Here is a 13,865-nt window from a genome sequence, read left to right on the forward strand (position 1 = left end):
GGCCGAAGCATCCGTCGTTCTAGGCGGTGCGAAGAATCCGTTGGGTGACGCGCGCCGAGAAGTGCAGCGCGTCGACGGGGATCCGCTCGTCGGCGGCGTGGAACTGCGCGAACACATCGAAGTCGCGGGGCACCCGCAGCGGCACGAACCCATAGCCGTGGATGCCGAGCTTGGCGAAGTGCTTGTTGTCTGTGCTCGCTGGCAGCAGATACGGCACCACCACGCCATCGGGGTCATCGATGGAGATAGCGGCCTGCAGCACGTCGATGATGGGCGCATCAACGGGCGCCTCGGTCGCCGACCACCAGCGGCCCTCGCGGATGTCGATGCCGTCGCCGACGAGCTCGCGCAGCCCGTCACGGAGGGCGTCGTCCTGTTTGGGCAGAATGCGGATATCGAGCCGCGCCGACGCCTCCGCCGGGATGATGTTCGTCTTGTCGCCGGCGTCGAGCACCGTCGGGGTCGCGGTGTTGCGCGTCGTCGCGCCGACGAGTGACGACACGAACCCGAGGCTCTCGAGGTCGTCAGCGAGCGACTCGTCGGTGAACGCGAGCCCACGGGCCGCTCCGAAGACATCCAGGAAGCGCTGCAGCGCGGGCGTGCGCACGACCGGGAACCGGTGCTCGCCGACGGCGGCCACCGCCCGGGCGAGTCGGACCACACTGTTGTCGTCAGTGGGGCGGGAGCCGTGGGCGGCGTGGCCGCGGGCGCGCAGCGTCGACCATGCGACGCCCTTCTCGCTCGTGGCCACCAGGTACGCGCGGCGTTCGTCAGCGGGGTCGGCGTACAGCGGTACGGAGAACCCGCCCACCTCGCTCAGCGCCTCGGTGACGCCGGCGAACAGTTCGGGGCGGTTCTCGACGAGCCATCCGGCGCCCCACACGCCGCCGCTCTCCTCGTCGGCGAGGAACGCCAACACCAGGTCGCGCCGCGGCACGATCCCTTCGCGCGCGAAGTGACGCGCCACGGCCAGGATCGTGCCCGCGTAATTCTTCATGTCGACGGCGCCGCGGCCGTAGAGGTAGCCGTCCTCGATATCGGCGCCGAAGGGCGGGTGAGTCCAGTCCTTCTCCTCGACCGGCACGACGTCGAGGTGCGCGTGGACCAGCAGGGCTCCGGCATCCCGATCGCTTCCGGGAATGCGAGCGATGAGCGACCCGCGTCCGGGACGCGACTCGACGAGTTCCGACGCGATGCCCACCTCGGCGAGACGCTCCTGCACCCAGATGGCGGCGCGTGTCTCGCCGTCGCCGATGGTGGCCGCCACCCCTGTGTTCACCGTCTCGATGCGGATCAGGTCGCGGACGAACTGCAGCGCCTCGTCTTCCAACTGGCTGGGCACGGGAGTCTCCTCGGTTGTAGAACTCGTTCAGGCGACTTCGCTGACACTGCTGCGATTCCGCCGTGCTGACCATAGACCGCGTCCCCTGAATGCCCCCATCGGCGGGGTCGCGCGGCGTCATAGATGGCGCGGTGCCGAACGATGCTCGGGCTCGTTGCGTGCGATGACGCCGGCGTTTGGCGACGTCGGCGCCGGTCGCGCACGCTTGACGCATGTCAGACACAGTCCTCGCCTCCACCGACGGCGCGACAGCCTCCGCCGGCGACAAGCCGGGCGGCGCCCTCGCCCCGCACGCGGACGCCACGGTGCTCGACAACCCTGCGTGGCACTCACTGACCGGCCCGCACGCCGGCTTCGCCGAGGGCAACGACCTGGTCCGGCGGTACCCCGAGGACGTCGCACCGTTCGTGGCAGTGCGCACGTGGTCCGACCCCGATATCTGGGACGCACTGCGCGATCTCGTCGGTCCTGGAGCGCCCGTCGGACTATCCGCAGCCGAACGCCCGTTCCCGGCCGGCTGGGAGGACCTGGGCGGCGGCGAGGGGGTGCAGCTCGTCGAGACCGACGCGCTGCGTCCGCGTCCGGATGCGGAAGCAGTCGTCCTGGGGCTGGATGACGTTGCCGACATGCTGGCCATCGTCGAACGCAACCAGCCGGGACCCTTCCGCCCACGCACCCATGAGCTGGGCCGGTATGTCGGCATCCGCCGGGACGGTCGCCTGGTTGCGATGGCCGGCGAGCGCCTGCACCCGCAGGGCTGGACCGAGATCAGTGCCGTCTCGACCGATAGTGCGTATCGACGCCAGGGTCTCGCATCTCGGCTCGTCCTCGACGTGGCGTTCCATATCCGGCAGCGCGGCGACCGAGCCCTGATGCACGCGGCAGCGTCGAACGTGAACGCGATCAGAGCGTACGAGCGTCTTGGGTTCGCGCTCCGGCGCCGGACGGTCTTCTCGTTCGGACGCGCGCCTCTGTGACACCGGGCGGGAGCCGTGGCTTGCAGGTCACTGCTGGGTCAGGCGCGTCCTGGTCGGCGTTCCCACCCAGACTGACGCAGCGACCCGGGATAGAGGCATCCGCCTACGGGTGTGTGGCGTGCGACCGGACGGCTGCAGCGTGACGAGGTCCCTCGGGTGCAGACCATCACCGACGATGACCGAGGCGGTCATAGAGACACCACGTCCAGCGAGGGCGCCGGACCGACGGCGACCAGCCGGCCGCGCGAGCGGGACCATTGGCTCCACGAGCCGGGATAGACCACCACATCGATGCCGGCGATCAGGCCGGCGAGGGCCGTGTGAGTCGCCGCGATGCCCGAGCCGCAGTATGCCGCCACGGCGACACCACCTCGCACGCCCGCGGCCGTGAACTCCGCGCGGATCTCGTCCGCCGAGCGGAACTTCCCGGCCGACAGGTGCACGGTCGTCGGCAGGTTCACGGCGCCCGGGATATGCCCGCCGACCGGGTCGAGCGGTTCGCTGTCGCCGCGATACCGCTCGGGCGCGCGCACGTCGAGTAGCAGGCCGTGGTCGGGCCATTCCTCGACGCCGTCGATGTCGGCCACGCCCTCGGTGATCTCGTCGAGCACGATGTCTCCCGGCGGCCGCGGCAGCACATCGCCGGTCTCGAGCGGGAGGCGCTCCGCGAGCCAGCCCCGCAGCCCACCATCGAGCACGCGCACGTCGGCGACTCCGGATCGTGTCAGCACCCACCAGGCGCGGGCGGCCGCGACCGAGTGCACGTCGTCGTAGGCCACGACCGTATCGCCGGCGCGGATCCCCCACCGCCGAGCGGCGGCCTGCAGCTGCTCCCGCGGCGGGAGCGGATGCCGCCCCTCAGCCGGGTCGCCGCGCCGCGCAAGCTCGTGGTCCAGGTCGACGTAGACCGCTCCCGGCAGGTGCCCGTCGAGGTAGTCGGGGCGGCCCTCGGGTCGATCCAGGCGCCAGCGCACGTCGAGGATGCGCGGCGGTGTGCCGCCGCGGATGAGATCGGCGAGCTGGGTCGGCGAGATGAGTGGGGTGACCATACGGTCATGCTGGTCGGGCCGCTGACCGGGTAAAACGTTCCGACGAAACATGCCGCGACAGGGCGACACGCGACGTCACGCAGGAACAAAGGGAGCCGCGCCAGCTCGCTTCCCTGGCACCTCACCCATCGTCGGTCCACGAGTCGCCCAGTCCGGATCTGCCCAGCGTGAGAATGGACAGCGCTGGTGCGGAAGACATACTCGCCATGCCTGCCACCCGCAATTCCGAATGCAACTCGGGTGACGGATGATGACGCTCGGTTTCTCGGTTTGACGACCGGCTAGGTCGGCAGCTTAGACGCTCCTACTGTCGCCGGTGGGTCCCTGTAGCGTCCCGGCCCGGCGACGCGAACCGCTGCCCGATAGTGCGCGACCGCGCGATTCCCCCAACCCGAGTAATGCCGACCGAAGGCGACACCGTGAACAAACTCCGTACTGCGACAGCAATCACCTCTCTCGGACTCGCTACGGCCATGATGGCCGGTTGCGCCTCCGCCGCTGGGGCACCCGCCGAGACCACTGCCGCGGCCGACGCCGGCCCGTCGGTGGGCGAGTTGCGCCTCGGCTACTTCGCGAACGTCACCCACGCGCCCGCCCTCGTCGGCCTCGAGGAGGGCCTGTTCGCCGACGCACTCGGTGGCGACGTGGAGGTCACCACCCAGGTCTTCAACGCCGGTCCGGCCGCGATCGAAGCGCTGTCTGCCGGCGCGATCGACGCGACCTACATCGGCCCGAACCCCTCGATCAACACCTTCATCCAGTCCGGCGGGGAATCCGCCCGCATCGTCGCGGGAGCAGCGACCGGCGGCGCGGCGCTCGTCGTGCGGGACGGCATCGACGACCCCGCCGACCTGGAGGGCACCACGATCGCGACGCCGCAGCTGGGCAACACGCAGGACGTCGCGGCCCGGGTGTGGCTGGCCGACGAGGGGTTCGAGACCGACACCTCCGGCGGTGGCGACGTGCAGATCACCCCCACCGAGAACGCGCAGACGCTGACCCTGTTCCAGGACGGCCAGCTGGACGGCGCGTGGCTGCCCGAACCGTGGGTGTCGCGGTTGATCGTCGACGCCGGCGCGCACGTGCTGCAGGACGAGGCCGACCTGTGGGAAGACGGCGAGTTCCCCACGACGGTGCTGCTGGTCCGCGCCGAGTTCCTCGACCAGCACCCCGACGTGGTCGCCGACCTGCTCAAGGGCCACGAAGCCGCCGTCAGCTGGATCGCGGACAACCCTGAGGACGCGCCAGCCGTGATCAACGGGGCGATCGAGAAGGAGACCGGTAAGCCGCTCGCGGACACAGTCATCGAAAGGGCCTTGGAGCACGTGAAGTTCTCCGTCGACCCGCATGCGGACACCTTCGAGACCCTGGTCGACAACGGCATCCAAGCTGGCACCCAAAAGGAGGGCTCCATCGACGGCCTGTTCGACCTCACCCTGCTCAACAAGCAGCTCGAGGCCGAAGGCGAAGACACCGTCTCCGCCGCAGGACTCGGCGAGGACTGACGCCATAGCCCGCGCCTCCGCCTCCGGAACTGCTCTTGTGGCTCCGGAGGCGGACGCGATGCGGCGCCCGACCGTCGCCGGATAACCGCCGCGTCACCGAGACATGCGCGAGGGGACTCACACCTGTCAGGAGGTGAAGCGGATGAGAAATTCGCGGGTGCGCTCCTCGCGGGCGCGCCGAACACCTCGGCTGGCCGCCGTCCGTCGTCGAGGAAGACCACGCGGTCGGCGACGTCACGCGCGAACGCCATCTCGTGCGTCGCCGCTCGAGCCAGTCTCTCCGAACGGCCACCCTCCGACCGGTTCAGCTGTCACGCCAACTCAACGCATGCGTCCGATGACAGTTGGCGGCAGGTCCCAACGCCACCTCGAGGTGCGCTCGACCAATTGAGCGAGCCGGATCGTCGACACATCTACTGGCACAGTTAAGCCCGACACGCCGTGCAGATTCGGGTCGGAGAACGCAGCTGAGCCCCGTCTTGGCGTTCCGCAAACCGCGGAATTGCGCGGCAAAACGCCTCATTCGCCCTTGCGAAAATGAGAGTTCGAATCCCCCATCCTCCGCACCGATGTCACTGGGGCGTTCTGTGCCCTCCGGCCGGATCGGTCGGTTGCGCGGTGTCCTGCCGAGCGGATCGCTATGCCGGCTGATCGGTGAGTTCTGCGGCGAGAAGTCGTACTCGGGCGGCGACGGCTTCGCGCATGGTACGGACTCCGTTCAGATCCCAATTCTCAGGGTTGGGAAACTCCCACTCCACGCGCTGGCCTGTGACAGGTGCGGGCAGCCGCAGACCAGGCTTCATCGTCACGACGACATCTGCGGTCGCCAGGTCGGCCTCGGTGACACGGCGTGGCCGTGCTGCTGAGGTGTCGGCGCCGACCTCGGCCAGCGACTCCGCCACGACGGGGTTGATCTCGTCTGCGGGGTTCAAGCCTGCACTGACGGAGATGAATTCGCCTGGCGCGATGACGTCGAGCAGGTGCGCGCCCAGCTGCGACCGGCCGGCGTTGTGCTGGCAGATGAAGAGAACGGTGGGAGGGGTGGTCACGCGGGGACTCCAAGCGGAAGGTGGGCTCGGGACCAGGCCTGAGTTGCCGTCTGCACGGCGTCCCAGGGCGACCCGAGCGGCGGGGTGTACGAGAGATCCAGGTCACTGACCTGGTCGATGGTGAGGCCGGCGAACAGGGCTGTCGCGTAGGTGTCTACGCGTTTCGCGGTCTCAGTGCCCAGCCGCCCGACAAGCTGCGCGCCCAGCAGGCGGCCGGTGTCGCGGTCGCCGGTGATGCGGAAGCTGATCGGCTGCGCACCTGGGTAGTAGCGCTTATGGTCGTCCGCCGCGGACTGCGTGGTCGCCGGCGCATAGCCGACGGCCGCTGCCTCGTGCTGACGGAGCCCAGTTCGGGCGGCGACGACGTCGAAGACCTTCACGACTTGCGTGCCGACCGATCCGGCGAACCGCGCCTCGCCGCCGAGCGCGTTCTCGCCAGCGATGCGGCCCTGCTTGTGCGCGGTGGTGCCGAGAGGCAGATAGGTGACGCCAAGCAGGCGGTGGTGGGTGACGACGCCGTCGCCGGCAGCGAAGACGTGCGGGATACCAGTGCGCATCTGATCGTCGACGACCACCGCCCGGCCAGCGCCGAGCTGCGCTCCGGCGTCCTCGAGGAGAGCGGTGTTCGGGCGGACGCCGACGACCGCCAGAAGGAGATCCGCGGTGTGAGACACCGGCTCGCCGAGGTGTTCGGCGCGCACGACAAGCCCGGTGGCGGTCTTCTCGACGGCTTTCACGGTGGTGTTCGTGTGAACGTCGACGCCGTGCTCGACCAGTTCGTCATGAACCAGGACCGCGAGTTCGGGGTCGAGCGTCGAGAGCACCTCGGGACCGCGCTGCAGCTGAGTCACTCGCATCCCGCGCGCCCGCAACCCTTCCGCCATCTCCACGCCGACGTAGCCGGCGCCGATGATCACCGCGCTGCTCGGCGCACGGCTGGCGAGGTGCGCGTCCAGCGCAAAGGTGTCGCCCATCGAGTGGATGACGTGGACGCCGTCCTCGGGGCCGAGATCGCCCAGTCCCGCGATGCCGGAGAAGGAGGGAAGGGCACCGGTGCCGACGATCAGCTCGTCGTACGAGATCTCGGATTCCCCGTCGCCATCGCGGATGGTGAGGCGGCGCTGCGCGGCGTCGATCCGCGTCGCAAGTGTGTTCAGCCGCAGGCCCATTCCGGTCGCTTCGAGGTCGGCGTGGGTGCGGTGTGCGAGCGACTGCCACGGCTTCACGTCACCGGAGAAGTAGTACGGAATGCCGCAGATCGAGTAGTTCGGATACTCGTCCGCGACGACCACGGTCACCTCGACGGTGGGGTCGAGCTCTCGGGCGCGAAGCGCGGCGGAGATCCCCGCGTCGCTGCCGCCGATGGCGACGATATGCATGTCTGAGGTCCTTCGGATTGTGCGGGGCGGTCAGCCGAGGCTGGCGAGTTCGTCCCGCGCGATGTCGGTCTGCTCGTCCGTGAGCGGGACGAACAGTGAGGACTGGGCGATCGCGTCGGCATTCTCGACGTAGTAGTCCACGAACGCCTTCACTGCCGCCTCATCCGTGTAAGAGGTGTTGTTGACGTAGATGAACAGCGGCCGGCCCAGCGGCGCGTACGTGCCGTCCTGGACGGTCTCGACGGACGGAGCGACGCAGCCGTCGCCGCCGTCGACCTCGAGGCCCTTGACGACCTCCGCGTTCTCTTCGAGGTAGGTGAACCCGAAGTAGCCCAGCGCACCCTCGTCTGTCTTGACGCCCTGAACGGTCACGTCGTCATCCTCGGAGCCGGTGTAGTCGCTGCGGCTGCTTCCCTCTTCACCGTTGATCGCTTCGGTGAAGTAGTCGAACGTGCCCGAGTCCGCGCCCGGACCGAAGAGGATGAGCGGAACGTCCGGGTATGAGGCGTCGACCTGGTTCCAGTTGGTGACCGATCCCTGGGAATCGGGAGCCCAGATCGTTTTCAGCTGGTCGACCGTGAGACAGTCCACCCAGTTGTTCTCGGGATTGACCACGACCGAGATTCCGTCATTGGCGATCACGATCTCGGTGTACTCGACGCCCGCAGCCTCGCACTTGGCGACCTCGTCGTCGTCGATCGGCCGGGAGGCGTTGGAGATGTCTGTTTCGCCGGAGCAGAAGGACCGGAACCCGCCACCGGTGCCGGTGATCTGGACCGTCACCGCCACGTCCGCCTGGACGCCCGCGAACTGGATCGATGCCGCCTTCGTAAGCGGACCGACCGTGGAGGAGCCGTCGCTGACGACGGTCCCGCTCAGGTTCTCGCCGGAGTCGCCGGCCGACTCGCCGGCGCATGCGCTGAGTGCGAGTGCGGCGATGAGGATCGTCGCCGCGGCGAGCGGCGCGGTGCGGTTCATCGCTTAGGCCACCCGCTCAGGGAGCAGGTCGTCGAGCAGCGCCTCGATGCGCCGGCGGATCTCGTCGCGGATGGGACGGACGGCTTCGATGCCCTGTCCGGCCGGGTCGTCGAGTTCCCAGTCCTCGTAGCGCTTGCCGGGGAAGATCGGGCACGCGTCGCCGCAGCCCATCGTGATGACGACATCCGATTCCTTCACAGCGTCGACGGTCAGCACCTTCGGGGTGTTACCGGCGATGTCGATGCCTTCCTCTGCCATCGCCTCGACCGCGACCGGATTGATGACGTCCTTGGGCGCGGATCCCGCGGAGAGCACCTCGACCTCGTCACCACCAAGGGTGCGAAGGTACCCGGCCGCCATCTGGGAACGGCCGGCGTTGTGCACGCAGACGAACAGGACGGTGGGCTTGTCGCTCATGGCGGTCTCGCTTTCTCTCACCAGAAAGCATAGACCGAGATCTATCTATCTACCGAGTCGGGGCAGATGAACTTTCGGGGAACAGCTCATCGAGCAGGCCGCGGACCCGCCCCTCGATGTCGTCCCTGATCGCACGAACTTGCTCAGGTGACTTGCCGACTGGGTCATCAAGTTCCCAGTCCAGGTACCGGCGGCCGGGGTAGACCGGGCATGCGTCGCCGCAGCCCATCGTGACGACGACGTCGGCCGCGCGGACGGCTTCATCGGTGAGCGGCTTCGGGAACTCGCCACCCAGCGAAACGCCGATCTCGTTCAACGCGGAGACGATGCTCTGGCGCACATCGCTGACCGGCTCCGAGCCGGCCGTTCGCACCGCCACTCGGTCACCGGCGAGCTGTCGGAGGATTCCCGCGGCGATCTGAGAGCGACCGGCGTTCTGCACGCAGACGAAGAGCACGGTGGGCACGGTCGGGGTGGGTGCGTCATCACGCTGGAGTGCGTCCAGCCTCGAGGCGGCGAACGTCGCCGTGCGGCTCGCCAACATCGGAGATTGCGAGTGACCGGCCAGGAGCTGGTGACTGTCCCGGACGATCGCGCGGACGGTCTCGCGGCTGAACACACCGCGGAAGCGCACGGAGAGGTCACCGGCGATACGATCCAGATCGGGCTCGTCCGCGGGCTCAGCGCCGCCGAGGATCGAGTCGACAAGATCGGCGTGGGCAGGCGCGATCGAGTACCAGACGCGGCGCCCGTCAGGCTCGCGCACGACGATGCCGTCGTCGTGCAGCGCCTTCATGTGGTGACTGACCGTCGGCTGCCGCAGCTCCAACGACTTCGCCAGCGCCCCGACGAGGGCCCGACCATCCTCCGAGTCGCGGATCAGCCGGAGGATGCGCACACGGGTCGGATCCCCCAATGAGGTGATGCTCACCGCAGGATTCATAGACGAAAGTCTATCGACGACTGTTGTCGGCGTCACACGAGCGCGGACGCCAGATCACGGGCATGGACCCCAAGACTCGCGTCCTCCCTGTCAGTCGCGCTCCACCTTGGCGCTACGGCGCTCGATAAGGAGTGTGTCCCGCCAGCAGCCGGCGTGCGGGCCGGCGCCCGATCGGGCGATGCGTTCGCGCCGCCCCACCACACGGAACCCTGCCGCTTCGTGGAGTCTGAGGCTCGCGGCGTTCTCCGGGAAGATGCTCGACTGGATCGTCCAGATCCCCGCTTCCTCGGCCGCGTCGATGAACACGTCCAGCAGGAGTCGGCCGATGCCTTGTCCCCGAGCACTGCGATCGATGTAGACCGAGTGCTCGACGACCCCGCTGTACGCCGGCCGGGCAGACACGGCCGACGCGGCGATCCAGCCGACGAGGGCACCGCCCGTGTCGACGGCGACGAACCGCAGCGCGGGCAGCTTCCCCGCATCGAACGACTGCCAGGCGGGGGTGGCGACCTCAAAGGTCGCCTCCCCGTCCTCGATGCCTTGTGCGTACACCTCCTCGACGGCCGGCCAATCGGCTGGCGTCATCTCGCGCACTTCCGTCATCAGCAGCAGCCACCGCCTTTGCCTGCGTCGGTGGAGCACACCCCGGTCGCGGGAAGCACGAGCTCAACGTTCGACGCGGATACGGTGTCGCCGGCGAGCCAGGCCGTCACCGAGCGCACCTGCTCGTAGCCGGTGGCAAGCAGGAAGGTCGGCGCGCGCCCGTACGACTTCATGCCGACGATGAAGAAGCCCTTCTCCGGGTGGGTGAGCTCGCGGAAGCCGTGAGGCTCGACCGTGCCGCAGGAGTGCACATTCGGGTCGATCAGCGGCGCGAGGCGCTTGGGCGCTTCGACGATCTCGTCCAGCTCGAGGCGGATCTCGCGGAGGATGTCGAGATTCGGCCGGAAACCCGTCGCATTGACCACGATGTCCGTCTCGTGGGTGACCACCTCTGCATGGCGGTGGCCGACCAGCTCGACCGCGTCGCCTGCTCGGCGCGCACGGATGATCTCGAAGCCGTCGATCAGGGCGATGTCGCCACGCTCCACCGCCCGGTCGACACGGCTGCCGAGGTTCGCCCGACCGATCAGCTCATCATCGGACGAGGACGAGACGCGCACCGCCTTGGCGTTGCGGATCAGCCAGGTCACCGTGGTGCCGGGCTCCTCGCGGGCGAGCTTCACAAGAGCCAGCAAAGTGTTGGCCGCGGAGTGCCCGGCTCCGACTACCGTGACCCGGCGACCGGCGAACTCGGCACGGTCCGTTCCGAGCACATCGGGAAGCGCCAGGGTGACACGGTCAGCGATGTCCGCCATCCCCAACAGCTCCAGCCCACTCGACGACAGCGAGTTCGGAGACGTGTACGTGCCGGATGCGTCGATCACAGCGCGCGCGGCAATGTCCTCAACGCCGCCGCTCGCCGTCCGGATGCGTACCGCGAAGGGAGTGGCGGCTCGGCGGGCGGTGCGGGTCCGGTCCATCCCTTCGCGGGTGACGCCGATCACTTCGACGCCGGTGCGGATATGCGGGGCGATCTCGTCGAGGGCAGCCAGCTGTGAGAGGTACGCCTCGACCAGTTCCGTCCCCGAGGGCGCGCGCTCCGCGTCGGGCAGCTCCCAGCCGTGCTCCTCCAGCAGCCGCCGCGACGCCGGGTCGACGAGATGCTTCCACGGGGAGAACAGGCGGGTGTGACCCCAGGCTCGGACACTCGCGGCAATCTCATCGCCCGCTTCGAAGACGACGAAGTCGATGCCCCGCTCGAGCAGGTTGGCAGCAGCGGCGAGGCCGATCGGGCCAGCGCCGATGATCGCGACGGGTAGCGTCGACAGCGGGCTCGCTTCAGCGACTCGGGGGGTGAGGTCTAGCAGGGTCACAAGGTCCTCCAGCGGATATCGATGAACTTCGATGTCTCGATTCTGAACCCACGTATCGACATCTGTCAATATCGACTATCCTCGATGCATGACCACGATGCTCGACGTGACTGACATCACTGCCGGCGTGTGCTGCACTCCCCTGGTGCGCGAGCCGCTCACCGCCGAAGAGGCCGAGCAGCTCGCCGGGACCATGAAGGCCCTGGCGGACCCGACTCGGCTCCGGCTGTTGTCCATCGTCGCAGCATCGGAGGACTCCGAGGCGTGCGTCTGCGACCTCATCGAGCCCGTCGGGCTCAGCCAGCCGACAGTTTCGCACCATCTGAAGATTCTGACGAACGCCGGCTTTCTGACCCGCAGCAAGCGTGGCACCTGGGCTTATTTCAAGCTCGTGCCCGGCGCGCTGGACCGCGTCTCGCAGCTCCTCGTCGCCTCGTGACCCACACCATTCGCGCCGCTGCCGGTGAGTTCCTCGGCAGCACGGGACTCGCCGCTGTCGTGATCGGCTCCGGCATCGCCGCACAACGCCTCTCCCCGACCGATGTCGGACTGCAGCTCTTCGAGAATGCCTTCGCCACCGCGCTCGGCCTCGCGGTGCTGATCCTGGTCTTCGCGACCGTCTCGGGATCCCATTTCAACCCAGTGGTCACGCTCGTCGACATCATTTTGCACCGGCGGACGTGGTCGACCGCGGCGGTGTATCTGCCGGCGCAGGTGCTCGGATGCATCGCCGGTGCCGTGCTTGCCAACGTGATGTTCGACGTGCCGGCGATCTCGTGGAGCACGACCGACCGCTCGGCGTGGCCGCTGCTGCTGTCGGAGGTGGTGGCGACCACCGGACTCATCTTGCTGATCTTCGCGCTGGTGCGCACCGGACGCTCGCATCTCGCCGCCCCCGCTGTCGGCGCGTACATCGGGGCGGCGTACTTCTTCACCTCGTCGACGAGTTTCGCGAACCCCGCGATCACGATCGGCCGCACGTTCAGTGACACGTTCGCCGGGATCGCCCCCGCGTCTGTGCTTCCGTTCATCGGAGCGCAGCTGGTCGGCGCAGCCCTCGGCTACGCGGCGGTCCGGGCTCTTTTCCCCGTCACGGTGCCTGAGCCCGCCGTTTCGCGAGGCTGATGGCAGGATCTTCGCGCGGCGCACGCCTGTCGGCTCTCGCGTTCGCGCAGATCGTCGCGTGGGGCGTGCTGTACTACGCCGTGCTGGTGGCCGCACCCGCGATCGCGAACGACACCGGCTGGGACGACGGCGTGGTCTTCATCGCCATCACCTGGGGACTGCTGACCTCAGCGGTGTGCGCAATCCCCGTCGGGCATTGGCTGGACCGGCATCCAAGACGCGTCATGGTGATCGGGGTGGTCGTCGCAGCCGTCGCCCTGCTCGCCGCCGCAGCCTCGCCGACGATCTGGATCTTCGTCGCAGCGTGGATCGTGTGCGGCGCCGCTCAATCCGCGGTGCTCTACCAGGCGGCGTTCGCCGTGATCACTCATCGCTACCGATCTGAGCGACGGGGTCCATTGACACTGGTGACGCTTGCGGGTGGCCTCGCGTCGACCATCTTCGCGCCACTCACGGGTTGGCTCGTGCTCGCCGTCGGCTGGAGAACGGCCTTCGTCGTGCTCGCCGCCATCCTGATCGTCACGGCGCTTCCCACGTACGCGCTCACCGTCGAGAGCCGGTGGGCGCACCTCGACGCTCGGCCAGGGGGCAACGGCGAGGCGCGGCGAGTGCTGCGGACCGCTCGCTTCTGGATCGTCGCCGGCTCGTTCGCCCTCATGTCCTTCTCGCTCTACGCGGTCACGCTGTCCGCGGTCCCTTCGTCGGTTGAGAAGGGGTTGGATCTCCAGGTCGCGGCGTGGGTGCTCGGACTCATCGGCGCAGGCCAAGTGCTCGGCCGCCTCCTGTACCTGGTGATCCCCCACACTGCTGCGCCATGGATCGCACCCGCATCGGTTGGCGGACTCGGTGCGGCCGCCCTCACCGCCTACGGATTCGCTTCGGGCGCGGCGGGGATCTTCGTCGCCGGGATCGTCTGCGGCGCGATCCGCGGCGCGCTCACCCTCGTCCAGGCATCGGCCGTTGCCGAGCGCTGGGGCGCGGACTCGTACGGCAAGCTCAACGGGGCCCTCGCCGCACCGGTCACGGCACTCACCGCACTCGCTCCCGGACTCGCCGCCCTGCTGGCCGGAGCGCTCGGATCCTATGCGTCGATGGCTTACGCGATGGCGGTCGTGTGCGCCTTGGGCGGTGTTGTCGCCATACGCCGATGATCGGCCGGCGGCGCAACGACCCGGCTCGACCCAC

General features: G+C 68.6%; 13 protein-coding genes and 2 pseudogenes. 5 read left to right on the top strand and 10 right to left on the bottom strand.

The genetic code is table 11. The annotated features are described in order from the left end of the window. Positions 1-19 precede the first annotated feature (19 nt). A pseudogene (locus tag ACEYYH_RS15520) lies at positions 20-1,345 on the bottom strand (M20/M25/M40 family metallo-hydrolase); the annotation flags it as partial. A gap of 209 nt (positions 1,346-1,554) precedes the next feature. Between ACEYYH_RS15520 and ACEYYH_RS15525 the strand changes: the two are divergent. Continuing rightward, positions 1,555-2,319 (top strand): GNAT family N-acetyltransferase, encoded by a 765-nt coding sequence (locus tag ACEYYH_RS15525; RefSeq protein WP_374975226.1) that lies wholly within the window; start codon positions 1,555-1,557, stop codon positions 2,317-2,319. 188 nt (positions 2,320-2,507) lie between these two features. On the opposite strand, the gene ACEYYH_RS15530 is transcribed toward ACEYYH_RS15525, so the two are convergent. Beyond that, complete coding sequence (locus ACEYYH_RS15530; RefSeq protein ID WP_374975227.1) at positions 2,508-3,368, bottom strand: sulfurtransferase; 861 nt, start codon at positions 3,366-3,368, stop codon at positions 2,508-2,510. A 419-nt stretch (positions 3,369-3,787) separates the two neighbouring features. On the opposite strand from ACEYYH_RS15530, the gene ACEYYH_RS15535 reads away from it, so the two are divergent. Further along, a complete protein-coding gene (locus ACEYYH_RS15535) occupies positions 3,788-4,873 on the top strand; it encodes an aliphatic sulfonate ABC transporter substrate-binding protein (protein WP_374975228.1) in 1,086 nt (361 codons plus the stop codon). A gap of 126 nt (positions 4,874-4,999) precedes the next feature. Here ACEYYH_RS15535 and ACEYYH_RS15540 read toward each other — a convergent pair. The 8 genes and pseudogenes from ACEYYH_RS15540 to ACEYYH_RS15575 all read right to left on the bottom strand — a co-directional run. Then, positions 5,000-5,133 (bottom strand): annotated as a pseudogene (locus tag ACEYYH_RS15540) (peptide ABC transporter ATP-binding protein); the annotation flags it as partial. Between the two features lie 378 nt (positions 5,134-5,511). After that, complete coding sequence (locus ACEYYH_RS15545; RefSeq protein WP_374975229.1) at positions 5,512-5,922, bottom strand: low molecular weight phosphatase family protein; 411 nt, start codon at positions 5,920-5,922, stop codon at positions 5,512-5,514. Continuing rightward, complete coding sequence (locus ACEYYH_RS15550) at positions 5,919-7,301, bottom strand: FAD-dependent oxidoreductase (RefSeq protein ID WP_374975230.1); 1,383 nt, start codon at positions 7,299-7,301, stop codon at positions 5,919-5,921. The genes ACEYYH_RS15545 and ACEYYH_RS15550 overlap by 4 nt, the downstream gene beginning before the upstream one ends. A 30-nt stretch (positions 7,302-7,331) precedes the next feature. Next, positions 7,332-8,279 (bottom strand): PstS family phosphate ABC transporter substrate-binding protein, encoded by a 948-nt coding sequence (locus tag ACEYYH_RS15555; protein ID WP_374975231.1) that lies wholly within the window; start codon positions 8,277-8,279, stop codon positions 7,332-7,334. Positions 8,280-8,282: 3 nt separating this feature from the next. Next, the gene (locus ACEYYH_RS15560) at positions 8,283-8,696 is read right to left on the bottom strand and encodes an arsenate reductase ArsC (protein ID WP_374975232.1); all 414 of its coding nucleotides are present in this window, start codon (positions 8,694-8,696) and stop codon (positions 8,283-8,285) included. A gap of 49 nt (positions 8,697-8,745) precedes the next feature. Then, positions 8,746-9,639, bottom strand: coding sequence for a metalloregulator ArsR/SmtB family transcription factor (locus tag ACEYYH_RS15565; RefSeq protein ID WP_374975233.1), 894 nt, complete (start codon positions 9,637-9,639; stop codon positions 8,746-8,748). A 90-nt stretch (positions 9,640-9,729) separates the two neighbouring features. After that, positions 9,730-10,242, bottom strand: coding sequence for a GNAT family N-acetyltransferase (locus ACEYYH_RS15570; RefSeq protein ID WP_374975234.1), 513 nt, complete (start codon positions 10,240-10,242; stop codon positions 9,730-9,732). Continuing rightward, positions 10,242-11,555, bottom strand: a complete 1,314-nt coding sequence (locus ACEYYH_RS15575) for an FAD-dependent oxidoreductase (RefSeq protein ID WP_374975235.1) — start codon at positions 11,553-11,555, stop codon at positions 10,242-10,244. The genes ACEYYH_RS15570 and ACEYYH_RS15575 overlap by 1 nt, the downstream gene beginning before the upstream one ends. Positions 11,556-11,643: 88 nt before the next feature. Here ACEYYH_RS15575 and ACEYYH_RS15580 point away from each other — a divergent pair, with 88 nt between their 5' ends. From ACEYYH_RS15580 to ACEYYH_RS15590, 3 genes are read left to right on the top strand one after another with little or no spacing between them, the layout of a single operon-like run. Continuing rightward, a complete protein-coding gene (locus tag ACEYYH_RS15580; protein ID WP_374975236.1) occupies positions 11,644-11,994 on the top strand; it encodes a metalloregulator ArsR/SmtB family transcription factor in 351 nt (116 codons plus the stop codon). Next, on the top strand, positions 11,991-12,680 hold the full coding sequence (locus ACEYYH_RS15585) for an aquaporin (protein ID WP_374975237.1): 690 nt from the start codon (positions 11,991-11,993) through the stop codon (positions 12,678-12,680). The genes ACEYYH_RS15580 and ACEYYH_RS15585 overlap by 4 nt, the downstream gene beginning before the upstream one ends. Then, positions 12,680-13,831 carry an MFS transporter gene (locus tag ACEYYH_RS15590; protein WP_374975238.1) on the top strand — a complete coding sequence of 384 codons (1,152 nt, stop codon included), beginning with the start codon at positions 12,680-12,682 and terminating at the stop codon, positions 13,829-13,831. The genes ACEYYH_RS15585 and ACEYYH_RS15590 overlap by 1 nt, the downstream gene beginning before the upstream one ends. Positions 13,832-13,865: the final 34 nt, after the last annotated feature.

It is taken from the genome of Microbacterium trichothecenolyticum (assembly GCF_041938625.1).
In the GTDB taxonomy this organism is placed as follows: domain Bacteria; phylum Actinomycetota; class Actinomycetes; order Actinomycetales; family Microbacteriaceae; genus Microbacterium; species Microbacterium trichothecenolyticum_D.

Coding starts and splice junctions, on each gene's coding strand:
- ACEYYH_RS15590 (WP_374975238.1), top strand. CDS start 12,680: ATGGCAGGATCTTCGCGCGGCGCACGCCTGTCGGCTCTCGCGTTCGCG.
- ACEYYH_RS15560 (WP_374975232.1), bottom strand. CDS start 8,696: ATGAGCGACAAGCCCACCGTCCTGTTCGTCTGCGTGCACAACGCCGGC.
- ACEYYH_RS15570 (WP_374975234.1), bottom strand. CDS start 10,242: ATGACGGAAGTGCGCGAGATGACGCCAGCCGATTGGCCGGCCGTCGAG.
- ACEYYH_RS15525 (WP_374975226.1), top strand. CDS start 1,555: ATGTCAGACACAGTCCTCGCCTCCACCGACGGCGCGACAGCCTCCGCC.
- ACEYYH_RS15555 (WP_374975231.1), bottom strand. CDS start 8,279: ATGAACCGCACCGCGCCGCTCGCCGCGGCGACGATCCTCATCGCCGCA.
- ACEYYH_RS15530 (WP_374975227.1), bottom strand. CDS start 3,368: ATGGTCACCCCACTCATCTCGCCGACCCAGCTCGCCGATCTCATCCGC.
- ACEYYH_RS15550 (WP_374975230.1), bottom strand. CDS start 7,301: ATGCATATCGTCGCCATCGGCGGCAGCGACGCGGGGATCTCCGCCGCG.
- ACEYYH_RS15565 (WP_374975233.1), bottom strand. CDS start 9,639: ATGAATCCTGCGGTGAGCATCACCTCATTGGGGGATCCGACCCGTGTG.
- ACEYYH_RS15580 (WP_374975236.1), top strand. CDS start 11,644: ATGACCACGATGCTCGACGTGACTGACATCACTGCCGGCGTGTGCTGC.